20 protein-coding genes are annotated in these 25,603 nt (G+C 73.7%); 16 read left to right on the forward strand and 4 right to left on the reverse strand.

What is annotated here, in order from left to right:
* Positions 1 to 27 precede the first annotated feature (27 nt).
* From IF19_RS0111160 to IF19_RS0111170, 3 genes are all read left to right on the forward strand, one after another.
* Positions 28 to 1,221, forward strand: coding sequence for an argininosuccinate synthase (locus tag IF19_RS0111160; protein ID WP_030114059.1), 1,194 nt, complete (start codon positions 28 to 30; stop codon positions 1,219 to 1,221).
* Positions 1,222 to 1,360: 139 nt separating this feature from the next.
* Positions 1,361 to 2,788 (forward strand): argininosuccinate lyase, encoded by a 1,428-nt coding sequence (argH, locus tag IF19_RS0111165; RefSeq protein WP_030114058.1) that lies wholly within the window; start codon positions 1,361 to 1,363, stop codon positions 2,786 to 2,788.
* Between the two features lie 126 nt (positions 2,789 to 2,914).
* A complete protein-coding gene (locus IF19_RS0111170; protein ID WP_030114057.1) occupies positions 2,915 to 3,886 on the forward strand; it encodes an aldo/keto reductase in 972 nt (323 codons plus the stop codon).
* Between the two features lie 137 nt (positions 3,887 to 4,023).
* Here IF19_RS0111170 and helR read toward each other — a convergent pair whose 3' ends face one another.
* On the reverse strand, positions 4,024 to 6,189 hold the full coding sequence (helR, locus tag IF19_RS0111175; protein WP_030277832.1) for an RNA polymerase recycling motor ATPase HelR: 2,166 nt from the start codon (positions 6,187 to 6,189) through the stop codon (positions 4,024 to 4,026).
* A gap of 351 nt (positions 6,190 to 6,540) precedes the next feature.
* Between helR and IF19_RS0111180 the strand changes: the two genes are divergently transcribed.
* Positions 6,541 to 7,092, forward strand: a complete 552-nt coding sequence (locus IF19_RS0111180) for a TetR/AcrR family transcriptional regulator (RefSeq protein WP_030114052.1) — start codon at positions 6,541 to 6,543, stop codon at positions 7,090 to 7,092.
* Positions 7,089 to 8,633: an MFS transporter gene (locus IF19_RS0111185; protein WP_030114051.1), complete on the forward strand. Its 1,545-nt coding sequence runs from the start codon at positions 7,089 to 7,091 to the stop codon at positions 8,631 to 8,633. The genes IF19_RS0111180 and IF19_RS0111185 overlap by 4 nt, the downstream gene beginning before the upstream one ends.
* Positions 8,634 to 8,787: 154 nt before the next feature.
* Here IF19_RS0111185 and IF19_RS0111190 read toward each other — a convergent pair whose 3' ends face one another.
* Positions 8,788 to 9,459, reverse strand: coding sequence for a lysophospholipid acyltransferase family protein (locus IF19_RS0111190; protein ID WP_030114050.1), 672 nt, complete (start codon positions 9,457 to 9,459; stop codon positions 8,788 to 8,790).
* Positions 9,460 to 9,722: 263 nt separating this feature from the next.
* On the opposite strand from IF19_RS0111190, the gene IF19_RS0111195 reads away from it, so the two are divergent.
* From IF19_RS0111195 to IF19_RS0111205, 3 genes are all read left to right on the forward strand, one after another.
* Positions 9,723 to 10,874 (forward strand): glycerophosphodiester phosphodiesterase, encoded by a 1,152-nt coding sequence (locus IF19_RS0111195; protein ID WP_030277833.1) that lies wholly within the window; start codon positions 9,723 to 9,725, stop codon positions 10,872 to 10,874.
* 211 nt (positions 10,875 to 11,085) lie between these two features.
* A complete protein-coding gene (locus tag IF19_RS0111200; protein ID WP_030191832.1) occupies positions 11,086 to 11,631 on the forward strand; it encodes a sigma-70 family RNA polymerase sigma factor in 546 nt (181 codons plus the stop codon).
* Positions 11,632 to 11,677: 46 nt separating this feature from the next.
* Positions 11,678 to 12,181, forward strand: a complete 504-nt coding sequence (locus tag IF19_RS0111205) for a GNAT family N-acetyltransferase (RefSeq protein WP_030119695.1) — start codon at positions 11,678 to 11,680, stop codon at positions 12,179 to 12,181.
* Between the two features lie 147 nt (positions 12,182 to 12,328).
* On the opposite strand, the gene IF19_RS0111210 is transcribed toward IF19_RS0111205, so the two are convergent.
* Together IF19_RS0111210 and IF19_RS0111215 are read right to left on the reverse strand one after the other, a co-directional pair.
* Positions 12,329 to 12,769 (reverse strand): hypothetical protein, encoded by a 441-nt coding sequence (locus IF19_RS0111210; protein ID WP_030114045.1) that lies wholly within the window; start codon positions 12,767 to 12,769, stop codon positions 12,329 to 12,331.
* 1 nt (position 12,770) lies between these two features.
* The gene (locus IF19_RS0111215; RefSeq protein WP_030114044.1) at positions 12,771 to 13,130 is read right to left on the reverse strand and encodes a hypothetical protein; all 360 of its coding nucleotides are present in this window, start codon (positions 13,128 to 13,130) and stop codon (positions 12,771 to 12,773) included.
* 619 nt (positions 13,131 to 13,749) lie between these two features.
* Between IF19_RS0111215 and IF19_RS0111225 the strand changes: the two genes are divergently transcribed.
* The 8 genes from IF19_RS0111225 to IF19_RS0111260 all read left to right on the forward strand — a co-directional run bounded on the left by IF19_RS0111225 (position 13,750) and on the right by IF19_RS0111260 (position 25,585).
* Positions 13,750 to 14,862, forward strand: a complete 1,113-nt coding sequence (locus tag IF19_RS0111225; protein ID WP_030114043.1) for a methionine ABC transporter ATP-binding protein — start codon at positions 13,750 to 13,752, stop codon at positions 14,860 to 14,862.
* On the forward strand, positions 14,859 to 15,530 hold the full coding sequence (locus IF19_RS0111230; RefSeq protein WP_030114042.1) for a methionine ABC transporter permease: 672 nt from the start codon (positions 14,859 to 14,861) through the stop codon (positions 15,528 to 15,530). The genes IF19_RS0111225 and IF19_RS0111230 overlap by 4 nt, the downstream gene beginning before the upstream one ends.
* An 83-nt stretch (positions 15,531 to 15,613) precedes the next feature.
* Entirely contained in the window at positions 15,614 to 16,480 is an 867-nt protein-coding gene (locus IF19_RS0111235; protein ID WP_030114041.1) for a MetQ/NlpA family ABC transporter substrate-binding protein, read from the forward strand.
* Positions 16,481 to 16,620: 140 nt separating this feature from the next.
* Positions 16,621 to 17,268: a GNAT family N-acetyltransferase gene (locus IF19_RS0111240; RefSeq protein ID WP_050491070.1), complete on the forward strand. Its 648-nt coding sequence runs from the start codon at positions 16,621 to 16,623 to the stop codon at positions 17,266 to 17,268.
* A 145-nt stretch (positions 17,269 to 17,413) separates the two neighbouring features.
* Positions 17,414 to 18,652: a precorrin-6y C5,15-methyltransferase (decarboxylating) subunit CbiE gene (cbiE, locus tag IF19_RS0111245; protein WP_030114039.1), complete on the forward strand. Its 1,239-nt coding sequence runs from the start codon at positions 17,414 to 17,416 to the stop codon at positions 18,650 to 18,652.
* Between the two features lie 333 nt (positions 18,653 to 18,985).
* Complete coding sequence (cobT, locus tag IF19_RS0111250) at positions 18,986 to 23,146, forward strand: nicotinate-nucleotide--dimethylbenzimidazole phosphoribosyltransferase (RefSeq protein WP_030289950.1); 4,161 nt, start codon at positions 18,986 to 18,988, stop codon at positions 23,144 to 23,146.
* A gap of 225 nt (positions 23,147 to 23,371) precedes the next feature.
* Positions 23,372 to 24,664, forward strand: a complete 1,293-nt coding sequence (cobA, locus tag IF19_RS0111255; RefSeq protein ID WP_030116209.1) for a uroporphyrinogen-III C-methyltransferase — start codon at positions 23,372 to 23,374, stop codon at positions 24,662 to 24,664.
* A gap of 102 nt (positions 24,665 to 24,766) precedes the next feature.
* Positions 24,767 to 25,585: a TrmH family RNA methyltransferase gene (locus IF19_RS0111260; protein WP_030116210.1), complete on the forward strand. Its 819-nt coding sequence runs from the start codon at positions 24,767 to 24,769 to the stop codon at positions 25,583 to 25,585.
* The last annotated feature ends 18 nt before the right edge of the window (positions 25,586 to 25,603 follow it).

Below are 25,603 nucleotides of genomic sequence, written 5' to 3' on the forward strand. Positions count from 1 at the left end.
CAGTGATTGCACCGTAAGGAGAAACCCGTGACCGAGCGCGTCGTACTCGCCTACTCGGGCGGCCTGGACACCTCCGTCGCCATCGGCTGGATCGCCGAGGAGACGAACGCCGAGGTCATCGCCGTTGCCGTGGACGTCGGCCAGGGCGGCGAGGACCTGGACGTCATCCGCAAGCGCGCGCTCGCCTGCGGTGCCGTCGAGGCCGAGGTCGCGGACGCCAAGGACGAGTTCGCCGACGAGTACTGCCTCCCGGCGATCAAGGCCAACGCCCTCTACATGGACCGCTACCCGCTGGTCTCGGCGCTCTCCCGGCCGGCCATCGTCAAGCACCTCGTCGCCGCGGCCAAGAAGCACAACGCCGGCATCGTCGCCCACGGCTGCACCGGCAAGGGCAACGACCAGGTCCGGTTCGAGGCCGGCATCTCCGCGCTCGGCCCCGACCTGAAGTGCATCGCCCCGGTCCGCGACTACGCGATGACCCGGGACAAGGCGATCGCCTTCTGCGAGGAGAAGAACCTCCCGATCGCGACCACCAAGAAGTCCCCGTACTCCATCGACCAGAACGTCTTCGGGCGGGCCGTCGAGACGGGCTTCCTGGAGGACATCTGGAACGCGCCGATCGAGGACATCTACGAGTACACCTCCAACCCCGCCACCCCGCGCGAGGCCGACGAGGTCGTCATCTCCTTCAAGGAGGGCGTGCCCGTGGCGATCGACGGCCGCCCCGTCACCGTCCTCCAGGCGATCCAGCAGCTCAACGAGCGGGCCGGCGCCCAGGGCATCGGCCGGATCGACATGGTCGAGGACCGGCTCGTGGGCATCAAGTCCCGCGAGGTGTACGAGGCGCCCGGCGCGATCGCGCTGATCACCGCCCACCAGGAGCTGGAGAACGTCACCGTCGAGCGCGAACTGGCCCGCTACAAGCGGCAGGTCGAGCAGCGCTGGGGCGAGATGGTCTACGACGGCCTGTGGTTCTCCCCGCTCAAGCGCGCCCTGGACGGCTTCATCGACGAGGCCAACCAGCACGTCACCGGCGACATCCGGATGACCCTGCACGCGGGCCGCGCCGTCGTCACCGGCCGGAAGTCCGAGGAGTCGCTGTACGACTTCAACCTCGCCACCTACGACTCGGGCGACACCTTCGACCAGTCCAAGGCGCAGGGCTTCATCGAGATCTTCGGCCTCTCCTCCAAGATCGCCGCCAAGCGCGACCTCGCCTGACGCGACCTCGCACCACACTCCCTCGTTGTACAGCCGCCTCCCCACCCACACCGCGGGGAGGCGGCCGCATATCCGCACCCTGCCTTCGCTTATGTCTTCGACGTCTTTGCCTGGGCCCTCGCCTTCCAAGGAGCACGCAGTGAGCAGCAACAACGGTGACGTCCGGCTCTGGGGCGCGCGGTTCGCCGACGGACCGGCCGAGGCCCTGGCCAAGCTGTCCGCCTCCGTCCACTTCGACTGGCGGCTCGCCCCGTACGACATCGCCGGCTCCCGCGCCCACGCTCGCGTCCTGAACAAGGCGGGCCTGCTCACCGAGGACGAGCTGACCCGGATGCTCGCCGGACTCGACCAGCTGGAGGCCGACGTCGCGGACGGCTCCTTCACCGGCACCATCGCCGACGAGGACGTCCACACCGCCCTGGAGCGCGGACTGCTGGAGCGGCTCGGCCCCGACCTCGGCGGCAAGCTGCGGGCCGGCCGGTCGCGGAACGACCAGATCGCCACGCTCTTCCGGATGTACCTGCGGGACCACGCCCGGATCATCGGCGGCCTCGTCGCCGACCTCCAGAGCGCGCTGACCGGTCTCGCCGAGGCCCACGCGGACGTCGCGATGCCCGGCCGGACCCACCTCCAGCACGCCCAGCCCGTCCTCTTCGCCCACCACGTGCTCGCCCACGTCCAGTCCCTCTCCCGGGACGCGGAACGGCTGCGCCAGTGGGACGCGCGCACCGCCGTCTCCCCGTACGGCTCCGGGGCGCTCGCCGGGTCCTCGCTCGGGCTCGACCCCGAGGCGGTCGCCGCCGACCTGGGCTTCGAGCACGGGTCGGTCGCCAACTCCATCGACGGCACCGCCTCGCGGGACTTCGTCGCGGAGTTCGCCTTCATCACCGCGATGATCGGCGTCAACCTCTCCCGGATCGCCGAGGAGGTCATCATCTGGAACACGAAGGAGTTCTCCTTCGTCACACTCCACGACGCCTTCTCCACCGGCTCCTCGATCATGCCGCAGAAGAAGAACCCCGACATCGCCGAGCTGGCCCGGGGCAAGTCCGGCCGCCTCATCGGCAATCTGACCGGCCTGCTCGCCACCCTCAAGGCGCTCCCGCTCGCGTACAACCGGGACCTCCAGGAGGACAAGGAGCCCGTCTTCGACTCCTGTGACCAGCTCGAAGTCCTGCTCCCCGCCTTCACCGGCATGATGGCCACCCTCACCGTCAACCGCGAGCGGATGGAGGAGCTGGCCCCGGCCGGCTTCTCGCTCGCCACCGACGTCGCGGAGTGGCTGGTCAAGCAGGGCGTCCCGTTCCGGGTGGCCCACGAGGTGGCCGGCGCCTGCGTCAAGGAGTGCGAGCGGCACGGCATCGAGCTGGACCAGCTCACCGACGAGCAGTTCGCGGAGATCTCCGAGCACCTCACGCCCGAGGTCCGCACCGTCCTCAACGTGCGGGGCGCGCTCGCCTCCCGCGACGGCCGGGGCGGAACGGCCCCCTCCGCCGTTGCCGTACAGCTCGCCGAGGTGAAGGAGGACCTCGCGGCCCAGCACGCCTGGGCCGCCGCCCGCCGGTAGGGCGCGCGTCCGGCGGATCCCGACCGGGCGCGCGCCCGGCTCGGAGGCGCACCGGATGGGCGAAGGGTGGCGCGGGCCGCGTTCACCTGGGTAGGAGTATCCGAAACCCGACCCGAGGAGCCCGCGATGCCCTTCGCCGCCCTGGCCGCCGCGACGACCCCGACCGCCCACATCGGACTGGGCCTGGCCGCCGTCGGGAGGCCCGGCTACATCAACCTCCACCGCGACCGGGACCTCCCCGCCGACCGCGACCCCGACGCCCTGCGCGCCCGCACCCACGAACTGCTGGACGCGGCCTACGCCCAGGGCGTCCGGTACGTCGACACGGCCCGCTCCTACGGCCGCGCCGAGGAGTTCCTCGCGGAGTGGCTGAACGCCCGGCCCGCCTTCACCGACCTCGTCGTCGGCTCCAAATGGGGCTACACCTACACCGCCGACTGGAGCACGGACGCCGAGCGGCACGAGGTCAAGGACCACAGCCTCGCCGCCTTCGAGCGCCAGTACGCCGAGACCCGGGAACTCCTCGGCGACCGGCTCAGCCTGTACCAGGTCCACTCCGTCACCCCGGACAGCCCGGCGCTCGCCGACAAGGAACTGCTCCACCGCCTCGCCGCCCTGGCCGCCGACGGCGTCACCGTCGGCCTCTCCACCAGCGGCCCCGCCCAGGCCGACGCGATCCGCGCGGCCCTCGCCGTCACGGTCGACGGCGAACCCCTCTTCCGTACGTTGCAGGCCACCTACAACGCCCTGGAGACCTCGGCGGCGCCCGCCCTCGCCGAGGCCCACGACGCCGGGCTCACCGTGATCGTCAAGGAGGGCATGGCCAACGGCCGCCTCGCCGGGGAGGAGGCCCCCGCCGTCTTCCAGGAGATCGCCGCCGACGCGGGGGTGGGCGGCGACGCGGTGGCCCTCGCGCTGGTCCTGCACCAGCCCTGGGCGGGGGTGGTGCTCTCCGGCGCCGCGACGGCAGCCCAGCTCTCCGGCAACCTGCACGCGGCCGTCGTCGACCTGGACGAGGAGCAGCGCGCGGGCCTAGACGCCCTGGTGGAGGAGCCGGAGGCGTACTGGCGCCACCGCGCGGGCCTGCCTTGGCACTGATACCGGGCCTGCCCCGGCACTGATACCTGCGAGGGCGGCGGGCCCGGCGCGCCGGAGCCCGTACGCCCCGCCCGGTACGGACCGCGCACGGGCCACGCCGGTACGCGGCCCGCCCGGTACGGCTGCCCCGGCGGGGCTCAGGCGCTCGTGAGGACCACGAGCTCCCGGGTCGCCCGGGTCATCGCCACGTACCGGTCCACCGCCCCCGCGACGCCCCCGCCGAACTCCTCCGGACCGACCAGCACGACCAGGTCGAACTCCAGCCCCTTCGACAGCTCCGGGGTCAGCGACCGCACCCGGGGCGTCGCCGGGAACGCGGGCGCGCCGATGACGCAGGCGGTCCCCTCGTCGTGCGCGGCGAGCCACCGCGCCACGACCGCCTCCAGCTCCTCGGTACGGCCGTGGGCGACGGGGACGCCGCTGCTGCGGACGGAGACCGGCACGTTGGCGTCCGGGAGCACGGCCCGGACGACCGGCGCGGCCTCCGCCATGATCTCCTCCGGCGTCCGGTAGTTGATGGTGAGGGAGGCCAGGGTGATCCGGTCGAGACCCACCCGCTCCAGCCGCTCCCGCCACGACTCCGGGAACCCGTGCCGGGCCTGCGCCCGGTCCCCGACGACGGTGAAGCTCCGGGACGGGCACCGCTGGATCAGCATCTGCCACTGGGCGTCGGTCAGCTCCTGCGCCTCGTCCACGACGATGTGCGCGAACGGCCCGGCCAGGAGGTCCGGCTCCACCCCGCTCGGCCGGTCGGCGGTGGCCAGCGTCTCCCGCAGATCCGCGCCGCGCAGCATCACCAGCGCGCCCTCGCCGTCCGCGTCCGCGTCGGCCAGCGTCTCGTCCGCGAGCAGGCTCTCGACGACCCGGTCCATCTGCTCCCGCTCGGCTGCCGCCGCCGCCTCGTGGCGACGGCGGCGCCGGGACGCCTCCGGGTCCCCGAGCCGCTGCCGCGCCGCGTCCAGGATCGGCAGGTCGGACTCGGTCCACGCCCGCGCGTCCGCCCGCTGCAACCGCCGCACCTCCTCCCTGCTCAGCCACGGGGCGCAGGTGCGCAGATAGGCGGGTACGGACCAGAGGTCACCGACCAGGTCGGCCGCCTCGATCAGCGGCCAGGCGCGGTCGAGGAGGGCGGTCAGCTCCCGGTTCCCCCGGAGCGAGGCGCGCAGTCGCTCCTCGGGCGCGTCGCCGTCGTGCTTGTCCACGAGGATCGCGATCAGCTCGTCCCGGATCTGGTCGCGTGCCTCGTTGTGGGGGGTGCCGGGCTCGGCCGCCCCGAACGCGGCGGCCCAGTCGGCGGGGCCCAGCCAGATGTCGGACCAGTGGGTCTCCACCCGTACGCCCTCGGCGGGCGGCTCCTCGTAGAACCGGACCGCCGCCTCGACGGCCCCCACCAGCTCCGCCGACGCCTTGAGCCGCGCCACCTCCGGATCGGTCTCGTCCCCGGCCGTCGCCCCCTCCGCGACCAGGTCCCGCAGGGTGCACGTCCGCACGCCCTCCTCCCCGAGGCTGGGCAGCACATCGGCGACGTACCCGAGATAGGGCTCGTGCGGGCCGACGAACAGCACGCCGCCCCGGCGGTGGGACAGGCGCGGGTCGGCGTACAGGAGGTAGGCGGAGCGGTGCAGGGCCACGACGGTCTTCCCTGTGCCCGGCCCGCCGTCCACGACGAGCGTGCCCCGGGAGCCCGCCCGGATGACGGCGTCCTGGTCGGCCTGGATGGTGCCCAGCACGTCGCGCATCCGGGGCGAGCGGGTCGAGCCGAGGCTCGCGATGAACGCGGACTGGTCGTCCAGCGCCGCGTGCCCGGCGAAGGCGTCCGGGGCGTACACCTCGTCCCAGTAGTCGCTGACCCGTCCGCCGGTCCAGCGGTAGCGGCGGCGGCCGGCCAGACCCATCGGGTCGGCGTGGGTGGCCCCGAAGAAAGGCTCGGCGGCGGGGGAGCGCCAGTCGACCAGCAGCCGGCGGCCCGAGCTGTCGGTCAGGCCGAGCCGTCCCACGTACAGCGGGCCGGAGCCGTCGGCGGGGTCCATCCGCCCGAGGCACAGGTCCAGGCCGAACCGGCGCAGGGCGCGGAGCCGGGCGGTCAGCCGGTGGATCTCCACGTCCCGGTCCATCGCCTGCCGGCTCGCCCCGCCGGGCGCCCGGCGCTCGGCGTCCAGCCGGTCGGTCAGCTCCGCGACCGACTCCTCCAGGCAGCGGGCGATGTCGGCGAAGTGCCGTTCGTCGTCGGCGATCAGCGCCGGGTCGGCCTTGGCGGAGAGGCGGTCGGGAAGGTCGAACGCATGGGTGGTCAGGGGGTTCACGTCGGCGGTTCCGATCTGCGGGAGTGCGGTGGGCGGCGTCCCGGCCCGGCTACGGCGGACGATTCTGCGGCAGATGGGGGGCCTTGCCGCAAGACCCCCCATGCGCTATAAGTTGAGAGTGGCGAGGAGGGGATTCACCTCCGGCCACTTTTCTCTTTCCGGCCCCTCTCGGGGCCCTTTCTCTTTCCCGCAGGCTTCCTGCGGCTTTCCCGTTCTCCTTCCCGCGGCCCCTGTCGTGGTCCGCGCGCCCTCGCGCTCCCCTCCCGTCCCGACGCGTACGCCGGCTCATGGTGACGCCGCTTCCGACCCCTCGATGAGACATTCATGTCTCACATGGTCTATGGTCGTCTCATGACTCTCGACCGTGAGCAGGTGCTGCGCAGCGCCGCCGCCCTGCTGTCCCGCAAATCGACCGCCACCATGGACGAGGTCGCCAGGGCGGCCGGTATCGGGCGGGCCACCCTCCACCGGCACTTCGCCGGGCGCGACGCGCTGGTGAAGGCCCTGGAGAGCCTCGGCATCCAGGAGTTCGAGGCGGCCCTTGACGCCGCCCGGCTCGACGAGGGCACCTCCGAGGAGGCGCTGCGCCGCCTCATCGCGGCCGTCGAGCCCAGCGCGGGCCTGATGTCCTTCCTGGTCAACGAGAACCAGCTCTTCGAGGGCGACGAGGTCGACGAGGGCTGGAACCGGGCCGACGCCCGGGTCTCCGCCTTCTTCCGCCGCGGCCAGGAACGCGGCGAATTCCGTATCGACCTGACCCCCGCCTGGCTGACCGAGGCCCTCTACGGGCTCGTCGGCACCGCGGCCTGGTCCGTCCAGGCGGGCCGGGTCGCCGCACAGGACTTCCAACACATGATCGTCGAGTTGCTGCTCGGCGGAGCACGCCGGAGCGTGGAGCAATGACCAGGACCGACCAGAACGCGCACACCACGGACGAGGTCCGCCGCCCGGGGCGGTGGATCGCGCTCGCGGTCCTCGTCCTCGCGGTGCTGCTGGTGGCCGTGGACGCCACCGTCCTCGGCCTCGCCACCCCGTTCCTCAGCGAGGACCTGAAGCCCACCGGAACCCAGCTGCTCTGGATCGGTGACGTCTACTCCTTCGTCATCGCCGGTCTGCTCGTCTCGATGGGCAGCCTCGGCGACCGCATCGGCCGCAAGAAGCTGCTGCTGGTCGGCGCCGTCGCGTTCGGCGCGGTCTCCGTGCTCAACGCGTACGCCACCACGCCCGAGATGATGATCGTCGCGCGGGCGCTCCTCGGTGTCGCCGGCGCCACCCTGATGCCGTCGACCCTCGCCCTGATCCGCAACCTCTTCCACGACCCGCGCGAGCGCAGCCTCGCCATCGGGATCTGGGGCGCGATGGCCTCGGCGGGCGCCGCCGTCGGCCCGGTGGTCGGTGGTTTCCTGCTCGAACACTTCTGGTGGGGCTCGGTCTTCCTCATCAACCTGCCCGTGATGGCCGTCCTCGTCGTCGTCGGCGTCAAGCTGATCCCCGAGTCGAAGAACCCGGCCCCCGGTCCCTGGGACATGCCCAGCGTCGGGCTCTCCCTGGTCGGCATGTTCGGCGTCGTGTACGCCATCAAGGAGATGGCCTCGCACGGCGCGGGCTGGGACTCGATCGCGGCCGCGGTCGTCGGCCTCGCCGCGCTGACCTGGTTCGTCCGGCGGCAACTGCGGCTGCCCGCGCCCCTGCTGGACATGCGGCTCTTCCACCACCGGGGCTTCTCCGGCGCGGTCCTCGCCGACCTGCTGACCATCCTCGGCCTGTCGGGCCTCGTCTTCTTCCTCTCCCAGTTCCTCCAACTGGTGCAGGGCCGCGGGCCGCTGGAGGCCGGACTCGCCGAACTGCCGGCCGCCATCGGCGCGGTGACCGCCGGTCTGCTGGCCGGTCTCGCCGCCCGCCGTTTCTCGGTCCGCTCCGTCGTCACCGGCGGCCTCGCCGCGGTCGGACTGGCGCTGGGCAGTGTGACCCTGCTCGACGAGCACACCGACTACCCGCTGCTCGGCTCCATGCTGCTGGTCGTCGGGCTCGGCGCGGGCTTCGCCTTCACCGTCACCGCCGACGTGATCCTCTCCAGCGTGCCGAAGGAGCAGGCGGGCTCAGCCTCCGCCGTCTCCGAGACGGCGTACGAACTCGGCGCGGCCCTCGGCATCGCCGTGCTCGGCTCCATCGTCACCGGCGTCTACCGGGGCTTCCCGACCCCGTCCGGCATCCCCGCCGACGTGGAGGCGGCCGCCCACGAGTCCCTGGGCGGGGCGGTCGAATCCGCCGCCGCCCTGCCCGCCGCCCAGGCGGGGCCGCTCGTCTCGGCCGCCCAGGATGCGTTCGTCGAGGGGCTGCGCTCCGCCGCGGGCGTCGGCGCCGCGGTGCTGCTGGCGGCGGCCGTCGCCGCCTGGTTCCTGCTGCGGGGCCAGAAGCTGGAGGACTCCGTCGAGCACCCGTGAGCCGTACGGCGGCAAGGGCCCGCACCCCGGTCTCCCGGGGTGCGGGCCCTTGTCGTGTCCGGTGGATCCTGACCGGGTCCACGACGCCCGGTGCGGCCCGTCCGGTCCTGATCCGCCGGACGCGCCCCAGCCGTTCCGTCGCGTCCCGCGCCGGTCAGGCCGCCTTCGCCTTGGTCGCGTACATGTCCACGTACTCCTGGCCGGAGAGCCGCATGACCTCGGCCATCACCGAGTCCGTCACCGCCCGCAGCACGTAGCGGTCGCGGTCCATGCCCTCGTAGCGCGAGAACTCCATCGGCTCGCCGAAACGCACCGTGACCTTGCCCGGCCGGGGCAGACCCGCACCGCCGGGCTGCAGCTTGTCGGTCCCGATCATCGCGAACGGGACCACCGGCGCGCCCGTCATCAGGGTCAGCCGCGCGATGCCCGTACGGCCCCGGTAGAGCCGGCCGTCGGGGGAGCGGGTGCCCTCCGGGTAGATCGCGAACGCCTGGCCCTCCTCCAGTACCCGGCGGCCCGTCATCAGCGCCGCGACGCCGCCTCGGCCGCCGTCCCGGTCCACCGGGATCATGCCGCAGCCGGTGAAGAACCAGGCCATCAGCCGGCCCTTGAACCCCTTGCCCGTCACGTACTCGTCCTTGCCGATGTAGAACACCGGCCGGTCGCAGCAGATCGGCATGATCATCGAGTCGATGAAGGTCAGGTGGTTGCCCGCGAGGATCACCGGCCCGGTCCCGGGGATGTTCTCGGCGCCTTCCACCTGTGGGCGGAACATCAGGCGCAGAATCGGTCCGAGCACTGCCTTGATGACCGTGAGACGGGACAACGGTTCCTCCGGTGTCGTGGCCGGGCCTGACGCGGTGGAACGGGTCCACCGGGCGGTGGCCGGTGCCGACGGATATGGGTCGGTGCAGGTGAGGACGATACTCGCGGGTATGGGCTGATCGCACATCGGGTTCACGGAGCGGATACGCGGTGTTGACGGGTGTTTCCGCCATGTTGGCCGAAGGTCCGCCCCGACGTACGGCTCCCAGCCTACGATCGGGCCTCGCTCGAACGGTCCCGGACATCACCAAGCGAGGAGCATTCATGACGGAGCGTGCGCGGACGACCCCCGGCCGGCGGACCCTTCTGGGCGCCGCGGTCCTCGGCACCGCGGCCCTGGGCCTGCCCGCCACCGCCCAGGCGGCCGAGCGGGGGCGCGGCCACGGCGGCGGCTCGCTGCGCGACCTGCCCGTACCCACGGTGATCGGCCACCGCGGGGCCAGCGGCTACCGGCCCGAGCACACCCTCGGCTCCTACCAGCTCGCCCTCGACATGGGCGCGCACATCGTCGAGCAGGACCTCGTGCCGACCAAGGACGGCCACCTCGTCTGCCGCCACGAGAACGACATCACCGGCACCACCGACGTCGCCGACCACCCCGAGTTCGCCGGCCGCAAGGCGACCAAGAGCATCGACGGCGTCTCCTCCACCGGCTGGTTCACCGAGGACTTCACCCTCGCCGAGCTGAAGACGCTCCGCGCGAAGGAGCGCATCCCCGCCAACCGCCCCGACAACACCCTCTACGACGGCCGCTGGACGGTCCCCACCTTCGAGGAGGTCCTGCGCTGGGCCGAGAAGGAGGGCCGCAGGCGCGGCAAGCCGGTCTGGCTGTACGTCGAGACCAAGCACCCCACCTACTTCCGCAAGCTCGGCCTCCCCCTGGAGGAGCCGCTCGCCCGCCTGCTGCGCCGCCACGGCCGGGACCGCAAGAACTCCCCGCTCATCCTCCAGTCCTTCGAGCCCACCTCGGTCCAGCGCCTCGCGCGGCTCGTCGACACCCCGCGCATCGTGCTGCTGTCCGGTCCGAAGACGCGCCCCTGGGACTTCGTCGAGTCGGGCGACCCGCGCACGGTGGCCGACCTGGTGAAGCCGGCCGGCCTGACGTGGATGGCCTCCTTCGCCCAGGGCATCGGCCCCACCCTCGACCTGGTCATCCCCAAGGACGCCTCGGGCCGGCTCACCGCCCCGACCACCCTGGTGCGGGACGCGCACGCCCGGCGCCTGCTGGTGCACCCGTACACCCTGCGCAACGAGAACGGCTTCCTGCCCGCCGACTTCCGGCGCGGCACCGACCCCAACGCCTACGGGGACGTCTTCGGTGCCTGCGCCGCCTACTTCGCCACGGGTATCGACGGCATCTTCGCCGACCACCCCGACACGGCCCTCCTGGCGGCTGCGGACCACGCCGGACGCTGACCGGCACGGCGGTACGGGGGCGGGCCCGGCGTGTCCCGGCGGCGCCTGCCCCGGACCCGGGCCTGCCCCTTACCCGGGCCTGCCCCTTACCCGGTGCCGTCCCGTACCCGGGTAGGGGACGCCGCGTCAGCCGCCCGCCCCGGGTTGCCCCGGTCGAGTGGTCCCTCACGTCCGGTGCAACCGCCGGCCCTCCCGCCACGTCCGCCCGGACATGACGCTTCTCGACCACGCCCCCGGCCCGGCGGCCGCCTCCGCCACCCACGTCGTCCGCGCCTTACAGCCCCTGGTGCGCGCGGAGGCGCGGGCCGAGGCGCCCGCCGCCGGGCTCGACCCCGCCGACCTCGAACAGAGCGTCTGGGTGCGGCTGCTGGAACGTCCGGCCGCCGGGCCGCCCGACGACGCCGCCCGCTGGGTGCGCGACACCGTACGGGCGGAGGCCCGCCGCGGCCGCCGTACGGCCCGGCGCGAACGCCCGTACGCCGGTACGGAACCCGCCGCCGGACCGGCCGACTGCCCGGAACGCGCCGCGCTCGGGGCCGCCGAACGCCTCGCCCTGCGCGCCGCGCTGAGCCGGCTCCCCGGCCGCTGCCCCCGGGTACTGGAGGCGCTGCTCGCCCCCGGTGACCTGACCTACCGGGAAATCGCAGGGGAGTTGGGTATGTCACAGGGCAGTTTGGGTCCGATCCGTTCCCGTTGCCTTGGATGTCTGCGCAGAATGCTGGCTGCGGAGGTTGTCGCTCCATCCGTGCGGGGATAGGGAGCGTGAGGCAACCGGCGGACAGGTGAGCGGGAGGCGTGCACACATGGGCATGAGCGTGACCATCTCGGCGGCGACGGCACAGGACGTCGAACAGATCTTCAGACTGCAGTACCTCTGCTTCCAGCGCGAGGCCGAGCTGTACGACAACTACCGGATCGACCCGCTCGTCCAGAGCCTCGACGCGCTGCGCGCCGAAGTCGCCGACGACCTGGTGTTCGTGGCCCGGCTCGGCGACGAAGTGGTCGGCTCGGTCCGCGGGTTCACCGATCCCGACGGCGCGGGGCAGATCGGCAAGCTCTGCGTCCACCCGCGCCTCCAGCGCCACGGCCTCGGCTCCCGGCTGCTGCTCGCCGCCGAGTCGGCGCTGGCGGCGGAGCGGGCGGCGACCCGGTTCCGGCTGCACAGCGGGCACCGCAGCGAGACCAACCTGCGGCTGTACCGGCGGGCCGGCTACGCCCGGGTCGGGGCGGTCACCGGAGCCGACGGGGTCCAGCTCATCCTGCTGGAGAAGGACGCCGCCGACCGGGACTTCGTGGCCAGCGCCTGAGCGGGCGCCGCGCGCGGCGGAGCGGACCGGCGGGCCCTCGGGACCGGTGGGGCCTGCGGGTCCTCAGGGCCTGCGGGTCCTCGGGACCGGTGGGCCATCAGAGCCGGCGGGTCCTCAGGGCAGTGGGCCGTCAGGACCGGCAGGCCCTCAGACCGCGACCGTTTTCGCGCGGCGCAGCCAGATCATCCCGGTGACCGGCAGGATCACCGGGATGAAGAGGTACCCCATCCCGAAGTCCGACCACACGGTCGCGTCCGGGAAGGCGGCCGGCTCGGCCAGCGTCCACGCGCCGACGACCAGCACGCCCAGCAGCTCCGCCGCGCAGCACACCAGCGCCGCCCTGCGGGCCTTCTCCCCGCCGCGCACCAGCGAGTACGTGATGAAGCCGTAGACCACCGCCGCCACCGCCGAGAGCGAGTAGGCGAGCGGGGCACGGTCGAAGCCCCGGGCCATCTCGACGATCGTCCGCGAGGCCGCCGCGACCGTGAACACCCCGTAGAACCAGACCAGGACCCGGCCGGGCCCGGTGCCCAGTTCGAAGGGCGGCTTCGGTTCCGTCGCCACCTCGGAGCGGTCGGTGTCGCTCACGTCAGTTTCCCCAGATGTCATAGAGCCGGACCTCCAGAACCGCCAGTACGACCGCGCCCGCCGCCACCGTGATCGATCCCCAGCGGGTCCGCTCGGTCAACGACAGGAATCCGGCCGCGGGCACGGCGGCGAACGAACCGATCAGATAGGCGATGAACACGGCCATCCCCTGCTCGGGCCGCTCCCCGCGTGCCAGCTGTACGACGCCCACCACCAGCTGCGCCAGCGCCAGCACGGTGACGACCGCCATCCCGATGAAGTGCCAGTCCTTCGTCGGCTGGTCCCGGTAGGCGGCGTGTCCGCACCAGGCGGCGAGGGCGAGCGCGGCCACGGCGACCGCGACCGTCAGGGCGTCAAGCATGAGTCGAGGGTATTACGGGCGGAACGCCCGCCCGCGTGCGGCCCCGAACGGCCGCGCGCGGGGCTCGGCGGCCGGTGCCGGGGCCGCGTCGCGCGGGGTGGCCTTGGCCACAACCGGTGGGCCTGATTCCGCTCCCGGACCCCTCGTTCCTCCCCGGCCCCACCCGCGCGCTCCCTCCGTATCGAGGATGTTTCCGCAGTTCACAGCCGTATGAAGCGGTTCCGTGGTCCACTCGTAGGGGGCTTCTCGGAGTGTCCGGCGCTGTCCGCTATGCGGACAGTCGGGCTCGGGGCGGCCTCACGTCTGTTTTACTTGGCCCATGACCACGACGAGCAGCCGCACCCTTGCGACCGAGGCGATCAGCACGCCCGGTGCTCGTTGTATGTGTCGAATGCGCGCCTTCTGAGGGCCCCCGCCTGAGCCTCGCGCCCCGAAGCGAGGCCGAGCCTGCGCCGTCCGCGTCCAGCGGAACGAGCGCGCCCGCGCATGTGCCACCCCGGCCGACCGCCGCGTACAGCCATGCCGAGACCCCGGCCGACCAGCCCGAAAAGTCTCTTCAGACGAATGCCCCGTGCCCGGCGGACACCGCGCCGCGCACTCGACAGTGACGGAAACCCCTGTGATCACCACGACGGGCCTCACGAAGGTCTACCAGTCGCGCGACCGTGAGGTCACCGCACTCGACGGCGTCGACCTCCACGTCCGCGAGGGCGAGGTGTACGGCGTCATCGGACAGAGCGGCGCCGGCAAGTCCTCCCTCATCCGCTGCGTCAACCTCCTGGAACGCCCCACCTCCGGCACCGTGACGGTGGCCGGCCAGGACCTCACCGCACTCGCCGGCCGCGGCCGCCGCGCCGGCGCGGAGCTGCGCCGGGCGCGCACCCGCATCGGCATGGTCTTCCAGCACTTCAACCTGCTGGACTCGCGCACCGTCCTGGACAACGTGGAACTGCCGCTGGAGATCCTCGGCGTCTCCGGCCAGGCGCGCACCCGCAAGGCGAAGGAACTGCTCGACCTGGTCGGCCTCGCCGAGAAGGCGAAGTCCTACCCGGGCCAGCTCTCCGGCGGCCAGAAGCAGCGCGTGGGCATCGCCCGCGCCCTCGCCGGCGACCCCCAGGTGCTGCTCTCCGACGAGGCGACCTCCGCGCTCGACCCCGAGACCACCCGCTCCATCCTCCAGCTGCTGCGCGACCTCAACCAGCAGCTCGGGCTGACCGTCCTCCTCATCACGCACGAGATGGACGTCGTCAAGACCGTCTGCGACTCCGCGGCCCTCATGCAGCGCGGCCGGATCGTCGAGTCCGGGACCGTCGGCGAACTCCTCGCCACCCCCGGCTCCGAACTCGCCCACGAGCTGTTCCCGGTCGGCGGCACCGCCTCCGGCCCGGACCGCACCGTCGTGGACGTCACCTTCCACGGCGAATCGGCCTCGCGGCCGGTCATCTCCCAGCTCTCCCGTACGTACAACATCGACATCTCGATCCTCGGCGCCGCGATGGACACCGTCGGCGGCAAGCAGATCGGCCGGATGCGCATCGAGCTGCCCGGCCGGTTCGAGGAGAACGTCGTGCCCATCGGATTCCTGCGCGAGCAGGGCCTCCAGGCCGAGGTCGTCGACGGCGACCCCGCCCCGAAGACCCCCGCCGGGGCCTCCGCGGCGACCGCCGGCCCCGCCGGGACCACCGCCGTACCGGAGCAGACCGCCCCGCCCGTCAAGGAGGCCGCCAAGTGACCTGGTCCGAAATGCAGCCCCTGCTGACCCAGGGCACCGTCGACACCCTCTACATGGTGCTGTGGTCCGCGCTGGTCACCGTTGTCGGCGGCCTGCCGCTCGGCGTCCTGCTGGTCCTGACCGACAAGGGCGGACTGCTCCAGAACACCGTGGTGAACAAGGTCATCGGCGTGATCGTGAACATCGGCCGCTCGCTGCCGTTCATCATCCTGCTGATCGCCCTGATCCCCTTCACCACCTGGGTCGTCGGCACCTTCATCGGCCCCACCGCGATGATCGTGCCGCTCGCCGTCGGGGCCATCCCGTTCTTCGCCCGGCTCGTGGAGACGGCGATCCGCGAGGTCGACCACGGACTCGTCGAAGCGGTCCAGTCGATGGGCGGCTCCATCCCCACGATCGTCCGCAAGGTGCTCCTCCCGCAGGCCCTGCCCTCGCTCGTCTCGGGCGTCACCACCACCCTGATCGTCCTCATCGGCTACTCCGCGATGGCCGGCGCGGTCGGCGGCGAAGGGCTCGGCTCCAAGGCCGTGACCTACGGATTCCAGCGCTTCGACAACCAGTTCATGCTGATCACCGTCGCGCTGCTGATCGTCATCGTCACCGTGGTCCAGCTCATCGGCGACCTCGTCGTCCGGCTGCTGGCCCGCCGTGGCCGCACCGCCTCCTGAGGCCCGGCCCCCCAGAACTTCCCGTCCCCACCGAGCCCGAACTCCTTGTCCGGGCGCACCACCACAAGAAAGAGGCACTTTTCGTGCGCAAGAACATCAAGATCACCGCTGCCGCCGCGTCCGCCGCCGCTCTCGCCCTCGGCCTGAGCGCCTGCGGCACGGACTCCGACCCCGCCGCCAAGGGCGAGACCGGAGCCAAGGCCGACACCTCCAAGGCGCTGGTCGTCGCCGCCTCCCCGACGCCGCACGCCGACATCCTGGAGTTCGTCAAGAAGAACCTGGCGGCGAAGGAGGGCCTCAAGCTGGAGGTCAAGGAGTTCACGGACTACGTCCTGCCGAACACCGCCACCCAGAACGGCCAGGTCGACGCCAACTTCTTCCAGCACAAGCCCTACCTGGACGACTTCAACGCCAAGCAGAAGACCACCATCGTGCCGGTGGTCAACGTGCACCTGGAGCCGCTCGGCCTGTACTCCAAGACGGTCAAGGACCTGAAGGACATCAAGGCCGGCCAGACCATAGCCGTTCCCAACGACACCACCAACGGCGGCCGCGCCCTCCAGCTCCTGGCCGAGAACGGCCTCATCACCCTCAAGGACGGCGTCGGCACCAGCGCCAAGCTGAGCGACGTCACCGACAAGAAGGGCCTGGAGCTCAAGGAGCTGGAGGCCGCCACCGTGCCCCGCGCCCTGAACGACGTGGACGCCGCCGTCATCAACGGCAACTACGCGATCCAGGCCGAGCTCTCCCCGGCGAAGGACGCACTCGCCCTGGAGAAGGCCGAGGGCAACCCGTACGCCAACTTCCTCGCGGTCAAGGCGGGCAACGAGAAGGACCCGCGCGTCGAGAAGCTCGCGGGGCTCCTCAACTCCGACGAGGTCAAGAAGTACATCGAGGACACCTACAAGGGCTCGATCGTCCCGGCCTTCGGCGCCCCCGCCAAGTCCTGACCCCCGCACAGCAGTTGACCCGGAGCCTCGCATCCGCCACCCGGCGGGCGCGGGGCTCCCGCGTGCGCCCCCGCCCATGCGCGCGACCACCCCGATGCTGCATGCTGTGCTTTTAACCGGTCTTCGGCATGGAGCTGCGCATGACTACCACCTTTCCGTCCATCTCCATCAGCACGGACAGGTTGGTGATGCGCCCCTTCGAGATGGCCGACATCCCCGCGCACATCGAGATGATGAACGACGAGGCGGTCATCGCCTGGATGGACGGACCGAACCCCTACACGCAGGTCGACGCCGAGCGCTGGGTCCGCAGGATCGCCCCCGCCGAGCGCACCGGCGGCCACGGCATCGCCCTCGCCGTCACCGAGTTCCTCACCCAGCGGCTCGTCGGCAGCGTCCGCCTCCTCAACACCGACTGGCGCACCCGCTCCGCCGAGGTCCGCTACATCACCGCCCCCTGGGCCCGCGGCGAGGGGTACGCCACCGAGTCCGTGCTCGCCATAGCCGAGTGGCTCTTCCGCGACCAGGGCTTCGAACGCATGGAACTGCGCACCCCCGCCGACAACACCGACTCCCAGCAGGTCGCCCAGAAGCTCGGCTGCATCAGCGAGGGCGTCCTGCGCAACGCCCGCATCGCCCGCACCCGGACCGAGAACGGCACCGACGGCGGCTGGACCGACATCCGCACCGACCTGATCGTCTGGGGGCTCCTGCCCGAGGACCTCGAAGGCGTCGCCGAGCAGCTCGCCGACGCCGGCGGCTACGGCACGTACAACGACTGGAAGTAGCCCCTCCGCTCCCACGCACGGCCGCCCGCTCCACCGAGGTACGGACCAGGTACTCTCACCCCTGCCCCGCGTACACCGAGCCCCGCCCCGCGTACGTCGGACACCCGCTTCCGCTCCCTCCGACACCCCCAGGAGACAGACGACGATGGCCGACCGGGTCACGGTGATCGGCTGGGACGGCTCGCCGCTGACCAGAGCGGCCACGGCCGCGCTCTCGGGCGCCACCCTCGTCGCGGGCGCGGCCCACCACCTCGCCCTGCCCGAAGTGCCCCCCACCGCCGAACGCGTCCGCCTCGGCAGCGTCGACCTCGCCGCCCGCCGGATCGCCGGACACCGCGGCAGCGCCGTCGTCCTCGCCGACGGCGACCCCGGGTTCTTCGGCGTCGTCCGCACCCTGCGCGCCCGCGAACACGGCCTGGAGGTCGAGGTCGTCCCCGCCGTCTCCTCCGTGGCCACCGCCTTCGCCCGGGCCGGCATGCCGTGGGACGACGCCCAGATCGTCGTCGCCCACCCCCGCACCCTGCGCCGCGCGGTCAACGTCTGCCGGGCCCACCACAAGGTGGCCGTCCTCACCTCGCCCGGCGCGGGCCCCGCCGAACTGGCCCTCCTCCTCGACGGAATCCACCGCACCTTCGTCATCTGCGAGGAACTCGGCACCGCCCGCGAGCGCGTCACCGTCCTCACCTCCGACAAGGCCGCCGACCACGCCTGGCGCGACCCGAACGTCGTCATCGTCGTCGGCAGCGGCCCCGAGACCGCCGCCGCCGGCGGCTGGATCGCCGGCCGCATGCCCGCCTACCCCCAGGGCATACGGGGCTGGGCCCTGCCCGCCGACGCCTACCGGGCCGCCGGGGCCGAGCGCATGCAGGAGTCCGGCGAGGGCGAGTTCCCCGGCCTGCGCGCCGCCCAGCTCGCCCGCCTCGGTCCGCGCACCGGCGACCTGCTCTGGGACATCGGCTCCGGCAGCGGAGCCCTCGCCGTCGAGGCGGCCCGCTTCGGCGCCGCCGTCTTGGCCGTGGACGACGACCCGGCCGCCTGCGCCCGTACCGAGGCCGCCGCCCGCGCCTTCGGCGTCCCCGTCCAGATCGTCCGCGGACGCGCCCCCCACGTCCTGGAACGGCTCCCCGAACCGGACGTCGTACGGATCGGCGGCGGGGGAGTGCCGGTGGCCCGGGCCGTGATGGACCGGCGGCCGGAACGCATCGTCACGCACGCCTCCAACCGGGACGAGGCCGAGGCGCTCGGCGCCGCCCTCACCGGCGACGGCTACACCGTCGAGTGCTCGCTCCTCCAGTCCGTCGACCTGGACACCGAGGTCTGGACCGAGCGGGAGAGGTCCGTCGTGTTCCTGCTCTCCGCCTGCCGTTCCGACCTCGCCCCCTGACCCGTTCGGCCCGGTACGGGAGGTAGGCTGGCCGATTGTTGTACCGCGCCCGGCCGTTCGTCGATTCATTCGCCAATGTCCGGAAAAGTGGAACGTTTTGGTCCGCACTGTGGTACGGCACAACCCGGGGGACGCGCAACGTGGCGCAGTCCACAGTGAGCCGTGGCGGAACTGCCTGCCGCGGCGGCGAACGGCCGCGAGAATGGGAAGTCGCGCGGGCGGTTCGTGCCGCGCGGCGAGCCCGCTCGTTCTTGAGGACGAGCACCGGCGTGCCGTGGTTCGGCGTCCCGGGCGAAGGGCCGAAGGAGCACTGACGATGGGCGAGGGGTACGCATGACTGACACCGGCCAGATCCCGGGTGAGGGACTGCCGGAGAACGCAGGCATGGTGGAGCAGCCGGGCGTCCCCGCCCCGGACGCGTACACCTACCTCGACCCCTCCGAGCACGCTCCCGAGGACGACGACCTCCTCCTGATGCCCGCCTCCCACGGGGCCTGGGGCGAGCCGCAGGCCGCCCCGGCCCCCGCGCAGGCGCAGCCCGCCGCCGTGGCGCAGCCGGCCCCCGCGCAGGGCGGGCCGCAGCACCAGCGGCAGACGCCCGCGCAGCAGGCCCGCCCGGCCCAGGCCCCCGCCGGGCCGCACACCACCCACGAGTCCGGCGGCCGCGACTCCGGCCACGTGGACCTCAACGGCGTACGCGTTCCCGCGCCCGCCCCCGCCCCGGTCGGCACGCCCGCCCCCGCCCGCCGCCCCCTGCACCGGGGCCCTGCGGCCCCCGAGGCCCCGACGTACGGCGGCACGCAGGGCGGCGTCGTCCGCTCGCTGGCCGACCGGGGGCCGGCCGGAGCCACCCGCACCGCGGCTCCGTCGCGCCCCGCCGGCCCGCAGGCCGGCGGCGCCGAGCGCCCCGAGGCCCCGGCCGAGGCGCCCTCGGCCCTGCCCGGCCCGCAGCTGGGCGAGATCCCGCCGCAGGCCGGCGCCCCGTGGGGAGCGCCGCAGCCGCAGCCCGAGGCGACGGCGACGCCGGAAGCCGCGCCCGTACCCGAGCAGCCGGTCGCGGAAGCGGGGCAGGCCGCCGCCGAACCGGAGCAGACTCCCGCCGAACCGGAGCAGACTCCCGCCGAACCGGGGCAGACTGCCGTCGAGCCGGGGCAGACCGTCGCGGAGCCGGTGGCCGCCGAGCAGACCGCGGCCCCGTCGACCGCCGTCGAGCCGTCCGCGGAGGAGGCGCCCCAGCCGGAGCAGGCCGTCGAGGCGGGCCGGCCCGTGGCCGGGCCCGCGCCGGTGGAACAGCCCGTGGTGGCCGACCCGGCGGCGGCTCCGGCCGAGGCTCCGGCGGCCGTCGAGGCCGAGCAGCCGGCCGGGGCGACGGAGGAGGACGTGACCGAGCGGCCCGCACAGTCCGCTCAGGCGGCTGCGCCGGAAGGTACGGCGGAGCCGACGGCCGCCCCCTCCCCGGCGGCCCAGCCGGAACCCGCCGCCGTGGCCGAGCAGCCGGAACCGGCGGGCGTGGCCGAGCAGCCGGAACCTGCCGCCGTGGCCGAGCAGTCGGAACCCGCCGCCGTGCCCGAGATGTCGGAACCGGCCGCCGTTGCCGAGCAGCCGGTGGAGCCCGCTGCCGATTCCCTGCCCGAGCAGCCGGTGGAGCTCGGCGTCGACGCCCGCCCCGAGCCCGCCGCCCCCGCCGTTCCGGCAGCGCCCGAGACGGGCCGGCAGGCCGTTCCGGCTGAGCCCGTTCCGGCAGAAACGGTCGTCCCGGAGCCGGTCGCCGGCCAGACGCCTCCCGCCGGACCGGCCGATGTTCCGGAGACTCCGGCGGACGCGTCCGCCCCGGCCCCGGCGGACGGCTCGACCGCTCCGGAGGCCGAGCACCCCGCCGTGGCCGCCCCGGCCGGATCGCAGCCCGAGCCGCAGGCCGTTCCGGTGGATCCGGCCGCCGTGGTGGCCGAGGGGCAGTCCCCGGCGCAGGAGCCCGTACCCGAGCAGCCGGCGACGGAGCCCGCCCAGGCCGAGCCCGTACGGGCGGAGCCCGAGGCCGAGGTCCGGCCCGATGCTCCGGCCCTGCCCGGCCAGGAGCAGGCCGTCGAAGCCGTCGCGGCACCGGCGGAGACCGCCGAACCCGCGCACGAGGAGCCGACCCCGGCCGCCGAGCAGCTCCAGGACGCCCCGGTGGCCGGGACCCCGGAGGCTGTCACGACTCCGGTGGCCGAGACCCCGGAGGCCGTCACGGCTCCGGAGACGGCCGTGGCCCCGGAAGCCGCTGTGGCCACGGAGGACGCCGTGGCGGAGCCGGCGGCGCAGCACGCCGCCCCCGTGGAGCCCGAGCCCGCCGCCGAGCCGCCCGCCGCGCCTTCCGCAGAGGGCGCGCGGGGAGAGGACGCGTCGGAGCCCCCGGCCGGGCAGCTCCCCGCCCCGGAGCCGGAGACCGCCCCCGTGGCCGCCGAGCCGGTACGGGCGACCGCGCCCGGCGACGAGGACGGCGCCGGCCCCGAGGCCGGCGCGCCGTCCGAGCTCCCGGAGCCGCTGGACGCCACCCGGCAGGACCGGTCGCCCGCCACGCCCGCCCCGGCGGAGCAGCAGGCGGAGACCGTCGCCGACCAGCAGGCGCAGACCGTCTCCGACGACCGGCAGGCGTCGCCGCAGGAGGCCGCGCAGCCGGCGGAGGCCGAGCGGCCCGAGGTGGCCGCGGAGCTCCCGGACGCGGCCGGACAGGCCGCTCCCGAGGAGGCCCCGGCGTCCGAGGAGCCCGCCGAGCCGGCCACTCCGCCCGCTCCCGGTTACGACGACGCCGAGCGCGAAGCCGTCCTGCGGGTGATGCGGGAGCGGCGGGACATCCGCAACGGCTTCCGCAGCGACCCCATCCCGCACGAGGTGCTGCTGCGCGTGCTGGAGGCGGCGCACACCGCCCCGAGCGTCGGCCACTCGCAGCCGTGGGACTTCGTCGTGATCCGCTCGGCGGAGACCCGCCGTTCCATGCACGAACTGGCCCAGCGCCAGCGCGACGCCTACGCCAAGTCGCTGCCCAAGGGCCGGGCGAAGCAGTTCAAGGAACTCAAGATCGAGGCGATCCTCGACACCCCGGTCAACATCGTCGTGACCGCCGACCCCACCCGGGGCGGCCGCCACACCCTCGGCCGGCACACCCAGCCGCAGATGGCGCCGTACTCCTCGGCCCTCGCCGTCGAGAACCTCTGGCTCGCCGCCCGCGCCGAGGGCCTCGGCGTCGGCTGGGTCAGCTTCTTCGACGAGCGGGAGATGGTCCGCGCCCTGGGCCTGCCCGAGCACCTCGAAGTGGTGGCCTACCTCTGCGTGGGATACGTCGACGAGTTCCCCGAGGAGCCCGAGCTGATGCAGGCGGGCTGGTCCAAGCGCCGCCCGCTGTCCTGGGTCGTCCACGAGGAGACGTACGGCCGCCGCGCGCTGCCCGGCGCCGAGCCGCACGACCTGCTCCAGGAGACGATCTCCGCGATCCGCCCGCTGGACGCGAAGGCGCTCGGCGAGGCGTGGGAGCGCCAGAAGCGGATGACGAAGCCCGCCGGGGCGCTCGGCATGCTGGAGATCATCTCCGCGCAGCTCTCCGGGCTCTCCCGGGCGTGCCCGCCGCCGATCCCGGAGCCCGCCGCCGTCGCGATCTTCGCCGGTGACCACGGGGTGCACGCCCAGGGGGTCACCGCCTGGCCGCAGGAGGTCACCGCCCAGATGGTGGCCAACTTCCTCGGCGGCGGAGCCGTCTGCAACGCCTTCGCCGCCCAGGTCGGCGCCGAGGTCTGCGTCGTGGACGTCGGCGTGGCGGCGGAGCTGCCCGCGACCGCCGGTCTGCTGCCCCGCAAGGTGCGGCCCGGCACGGCGGACTTCACGACGGGCCCCGCGCTCAGCCGGGAGGACGTCCTAGCCGCGATCGAGGTCGGCATCGAGACCGCGCGCGACCTGGTGGCGGCGGGCAACAAGGCGCTGCTCACCGGTGAGATGGGCATCGCCAACACCACCGCTTCGGCCGCGCTGATCTGCGTCTACACCGGGATCGACGCCTCCGAGGTGACCGGCCGGGGGACCGGCATCAACGACGAGATGCACGCCCGCAAGGTCGACGTCGTCCGCCGCGCCCTCGACCTGCACCAGCCGGATCCGGCCGACCCGATCGGCGTGCTCGCGGCGGTCGGCGGCCTGGAGCACGCGGCGATGGCCGGCTTCCTCCTCGGCGGAGCCTCCCTGCGTACGCCGGTGATCCTGGACGGTGTGAGCGCCGGCGCGGCGGCCCTGGTCGCCCGCGCCATCGCCCCCGAGGCGCTGGCCGCCTGCATCGCCGGCCACCGCAGCGCCGAGCCCGGCCACGTCGCCGCGCTCAACAAGCTGGGCCTGCGCCCCCTGGTCGACCTCGACCTGCGCCTGGGCGAGGGCACCGGCGCGCTGCTGGCGCTGCCGATCGTGCAGAGCGCGGCACGCGCGATGCACGAGGTGGCGACGTTCGACTCGGCGGGCGTGACGGAGAAGTAGCACGCCCCGCCCCCTCCGCCCCGCGCCCGGGCCGGAGGGGGCGGGACATCGCCCCGGCCCGACGACGGGCCGGGGCAGGCGGGAAGCCGGCCACCCGCCCCGGCCCGCCGCCCACCCCCACCCCGTATCGTGTTCCCACCCGGACCCCCGGGTCTTCGCACGTCACAGCCGCTCCACCGCCGCAGCGGCACGCAACGCAGCACCCGCACGAGGAGCCGTACCGCCATGGCCGAGCACGCAGAGCACGCCGACCGCTCAGGTCACGCCGACCACCCCGCGTACCCCGTAGGGCTGCGTCTGCACGGCCGTCGCGTCGTCGTCGTCGGCGGCGGGCAGGTCGCCCAGCGGAGGCTGCCGCAGCTCATCGCCACCGGCGCCGTCATCACCCTCGTCTCCCCGTCCGCGACCCCCTCCGTCGAGGCCATGGCCGACGCGGGCGAGATCCGCTGGGAGCGCCGCCGCTACCGGGACGGCGACCTCGCCGACACCTGGTACGCCCTGGTCGCCTCCTCAGACACCGCCGCCAACGACGCCGCGTCCGCCGAGGCCGAGCGCACCCGCACCTGGTGCGTGCGGGCCGACGACGCCGAGGCCGCCACCGCCTGGACCCCGGCCACCGGCCGCATCGACAACATCACCGTCGCCGTCCTCAACACGACCCCCCGGGGCCGCGACCCCCGGCACTCCGCCGCCCTCCGCGACGCCATCGTCGACGCCCTCCGCAACGGCACCCTCGCCGCCCCGCACCACCGCACCCGCGCCCCCGGCGTCGCCCTGGTCGGCGGTGGCCCCGGCGACCCGGACCTGATCACCGTGCGCGGCCGCCGCCTCCTCGCCGAGGCCGACGTCGTCATCGCCGACCGCCTCGGCCCCCGCGATCTCCTCGACGAACTCCCGCCGCACGTCGAGGTCATCGACGCGGCGAAGATCCCGTACGGCCGGTTCATGGCCCAGGAGGCGATCAACCAGGCGCTCATCGAGCACGCCAAGGCGGGCAAGGCCGTGGTCCGGCTGAAGGGCGGCGACCCGTTCGTCTTCGGCCGGGGCATGGAGGAGGCCCAGGCGCTGGCCGCCGAGGGCATCCCCTGCACGGTCGTCCCCGGCATCTCCAGCACCATCTCCGTCCCCGGCGCCGCCGGCATCCCCGTCACCCACCGGGGCGTGGCCCACGAGTTCACCGTGGTCAGCGGCCACGTCGCCCCCGAGGACCCGCGCTCGCTGGTCGACTGGGAGGCCATCGCCCGGCTGCGCGGCACCCTCGTCCTGCTGATGGCCGTCGACAAGATCGGCGCGATCGCCGCCGCCCTCGTCGCCCACGGCAAGGACCCGGCCACCCCGGTCGCCCTCGTCCAGGAGGGCACCACCGCCGCCCAGCGCCGGGTCGACGCGACCCTCGCGGACGTCGGCGAGCGCGCGGCCGCCGAGGACGTACGCCCGCCCGCCGTGATCGTGATCGGCGACGTCGTGGCGGTCGGCCCGGACTCCGCCCCGGGGGACGCCGAGACCGCCGCGGAGTAGTCCCGCCCCGCCACGGGGCCCGGGGTTCCGCCCCGTAACCCGTGGTTGCGCATCTTCATCCCAGGCGTTGGCACCACACACCGGACAAGGCAGTATCACCCTGTGGCAGAACTCATCACCATCGACGACCCCGACGACCCCCGGCTCAGCGACTACACCGGCCTGACCGACGTCGAGCTGCGGCGCCGACGCGAACCCGCCGAGGGGCTGTTCATCGCCGAGGGCGAGAAGGTGATCCGCCGCGCCCGGCAGTCCGGGTACGAGATGCGGTCCATGCTGCTCTCCGCCAAGTGGGTCGACGTCATGCGCGACGTCATCGACGAGGTCCCCGCCCCGGTGTACGCCGTCGCCCCCGAGCTGGCCGAACGCGTCACCGGCTACCACGTCCACCGCGGAGCGCTCGCCTCCATGCAGCGCAAGCCGCTGCCGGCCGCCGGTGACCTGCTCACCGCCGCGCGCCGGGTGGTGATCATGGAGTCGGTGAACGACCACACCAACATCGGCGCCATCTTCCGCAGCGCCGCCGCCCTGGGCATGGACGCGGTGCTGCTCTCCCCGGACTGCGCGGACCCGCTCTACCGGCGCTCCGTCAAGGTCTCCATGGGCGCGGTCTTCTCCGTCCCGTACGCCCGGCTCGACGCCTGGCCGAAGTCGCTGGAGACGGTACGGGAAGCCGGCTTCCGGCTCCTCGCCCTCACTCCGGACGCCAAGGCCACCAGCATCGACGAGGCGGCCCCGCACCGGCTGGAGCGGGTGGCGCTGATGCTCGGAGCGGAGGGCGACGGGCTGTCCACCCGGGCGCTCATGGCCGCCGACGCCTGGGTCCGCATCCCGATGGCGCACGGCGTCGACTCGCTGAACGTGGGCGCAGCGGCGGCCGTCGCCTTCTACGCGGTGGCCACCGGCCGCCCGGAGAGCTGAACGAGGCGGCTCCCGGGG

The organism is Streptomyces californicus (assembly GCF_000717645.1).
Taxonomy (GTDB): Bacteria; Actinomycetota; Actinomycetes; order Streptomycetales; family Streptomycetaceae; genus Streptomyces; species Streptomyces californicus.

Bases quoted from the DNA above. Each gene is read 5' to 3' on its own strand.
- IF19_RS0111200 (WP_030191832.1), top strand. From the start codon at position 11,086: ATGACGCTTCTCGACCACGCCCCCGGCCCGGCGGCCGCCTCCGCCACC.
- cobT (WP_030289950.1), top strand. From the start codon at position 18,986: ATGACTGACACCGGCCAGATCCCGGGTGAGGGACTGCCGGAGAACGCA.
- IF19_RS0111180 (WP_030114052.1), top strand. From the start codon at position 6,541: ATGACTCTCGACCGTGAGCAGGTGCTGCGCAGCGCCGCCGCCCTGCTG.
- cobA (WP_030116209.1), top strand. From the start codon at position 23,372: ATGGCCGAGCACGCAGAGCACGCCGACCGCTCAGGTCACGCCGACCAC.
- cbiE (WP_030114039.1), top strand. From the start codon at position 17,414: ATGGCCGACCGGGTCACGGTGATCGGCTGGGACGGCTCGCCGCTGACC.
- IF19_RS0111240 (WP_050491070.1), top strand. From the start codon at position 16,621: ATGACTACCACCTTTCCGTCCATCTCCATCAGCACGGACAGGTTGGTG.
- IF19_RS0111170 (WP_030114057.1), top strand. From the start codon at position 2,915: ATGCCCTTCGCCGCCCTGGCCGCCGCGACGACCCCGACCGCCCACATC.
- IF19_RS0111195 (WP_030277833.1), top strand. From the start codon at position 9,723: ATGACGGAGCGTGCGCGGACGACCCCCGGCCGGCGGACCCTTCTGGGC.
- IF19_RS0111215 (WP_030114044.1), bottom strand. From the start codon at position 13,130: ATGCTTGACGCCCTGACGGTCGCGGTCGCCGTGGCCGCGCTCGCCCTC.
- IF19_RS0111185 (WP_030114051.1), top strand. From the start codon at position 7,089: ATGACCAGGACCGACCAGAACGCGCACACCACGGACGAGGTCCGCCGC.
- IF19_RS0111205 (WP_030119695.1), top strand. From the start codon at position 11,678: ATGGGCATGAGCGTGACCATCTCGGCGGCGACGGCACAGGACGTCGAA.